This window comes from Rhodococcus sp. LB1 (assembly GCF_001583455.1).
In the GTDB taxonomy this organism is placed as follows: Bacteria; Actinomycetota; Actinomycetes; order Mycobacteriales; family Mycobacteriaceae; genus Rhodococcus_F; species Rhodococcus_F opacus.
Genome location: NZ_LTCZ01000069.1, coordinates 1 through 1,733, shown reverse-complemented (window position 1 = coordinate 1,733; position 1,733 = coordinate 1). Strand labels below are relative to the sequence as shown.

The following is a 1,733-nucleotide window of genomic DNA, read 5'->3' as shown; positions in this document are numbered from 1 at the left end:
CCCGAATGCACCGATTCGTTGATGTCGTCGCTGTGAATTCCGTTGTGTGGCAGCGGGTGGGGTGTGGGCGTGGGTGATCGTCCGACCTGGTGTGTCGGGTTGTTCCACTGAGTCTTTCGCATCGAGGGTGGGCATGTGTGACCGGCGTTAGGTGATGATCGGCTGATTTCGACCGAAGGTGCTGTCAAACAAGTTGTGCCACGCTGTTTCCCACGGCCAGTGCGTGGGTAGGTGCAGCGTCAACCTCCGGGCGGAGGAAGCGATGCGTGCGGGAACCGAGACGAGGGTGCGCCGGAGGGTGCCGGTGGTAGCTTTCGTCAGTTTGGGATCGCCGGTGAGGGTGGCGGCGGCGCGGGTCAGATTGAATGCCATCACCGCGGCGACGAGCCAGGCGGCGTTCGCTGAAAACGAGTTCGACGGCAGATGCGCGAGAGCGGAGTTCTTCAGGTCCGCGTGCACCTGTTCGATGACGGCGTGCTGGCGGTGGGTTTTGTCGGCGTCGACGGTATCGAGCTCGTCGGGGTCGGTGGTGGTGAAGAAGGCGTGGAACCGCCAGACGTCGAACAACGTGCCCTGGCCCTGGTCCTTGGGCGGTCGCAGGTCGGGGATGCGGCGCACCACCAGCCGACCGGGGATCTGGTGGGCCTTCTTCTGCGAGGCGAACGCGGTGAACGGGGTCTCGGCGACCTCCGCCCGCGAGATCCAGGTGTCGGTGCCCTCGTCGTAGACGGCGTCGGTGTATTCGATCGGTGTCCAGGCGTCGTCCTGGATCGATGCGATTGCACGTTTGACGGTGGAGGTCAGGCGCACGGTGACCGACACATCGGCGCCGGCGCGGATCGCGGCACCAATGGTGGGATGGCCGTAGAACGCCGAATCGCACCGAATCAGGGGTTTCGACGCGCCGTCACCGCTCGAGCAGCCAACGTGCGCCCCGCGGGCCTGGGAACGCAGCCGGTCGACGGTGGCCAGGGCGTCGGCGACCATGCGGGCGGCCCCGCGCGGGGAGCCGCAGGCTCCTCGGCGCAGGCGTTGGGTGAGGATCACCGGCGCAGCGGTCTCTGTGGTGACGGTGGCGATGAGGGCGTTGAGCCCGCGCACGCCGGAGTAGCCGTATCCGGAGCCTTGTTTGCCGTGGCCGTGGACCTCGATGATCGTATCGTCGATATCGACCAGCACCCGCCCGGTGTCGATCCCCGACACCAGCACGGTCTTCTCCGCGAGGTTGCCCAGGAACCGCGAGGCCACGGCGTCGAGTTGCCGAACGTGCCCGAAGGTGAACTGACGAAGGAACGATCCCAGGGTCGACGGTGCATAGGGTCGATCGAATATCGTTCCCATCGCCCCGTGCCGCAGGATCGCCAGGTCGGCGATGCTGTCGGCGCCCGCGACCATCCCACCGACCAGCGAGGCGACCTTGCGGCCCGGGTTGGCGCCCTTGTCGGTCGGCACGCTCAGCTGCTGATCGGCGAGGGTGAGCAGGCCGCTCGCCTGCGCCAATGCCATCACCGGGACCAGTCCCGCGGTCGACATCAGATTAGGGTCGTCGAACCTCGCCGCCGCGACGGGCCGGGTATGAGATAGTTGCATCTACGAGATGCCCTTCGTCGTGGCCGAATTGTTTCTGTGAGAAGTTCAATTCTTCCACTACGACAGGGCATTTCGCCGTTACGACCCACCCACGGACTCGTCCAGATCGGTGCATCCAGGCTAAACCCGAATGCACCGATTCG

Annotated in this window: 1 protein-coding gene; it reads right to left on the bottom strand. The window is 65.7% G+C overall.

The features are described 5' to 3' along the window. Positions 1 to 147: 147 nt before the first annotated feature. A complete protein-coding gene (locus AZG88_RS13065) occupies positions 148 to 1,590 on the bottom strand; it encodes an IS1380 family transposase (protein ID WP_061697933.1) in 1,443 nt (480 codons plus the stop codon). Positions 1,591 to 1,733 lie beyond the last annotated feature (143 nt).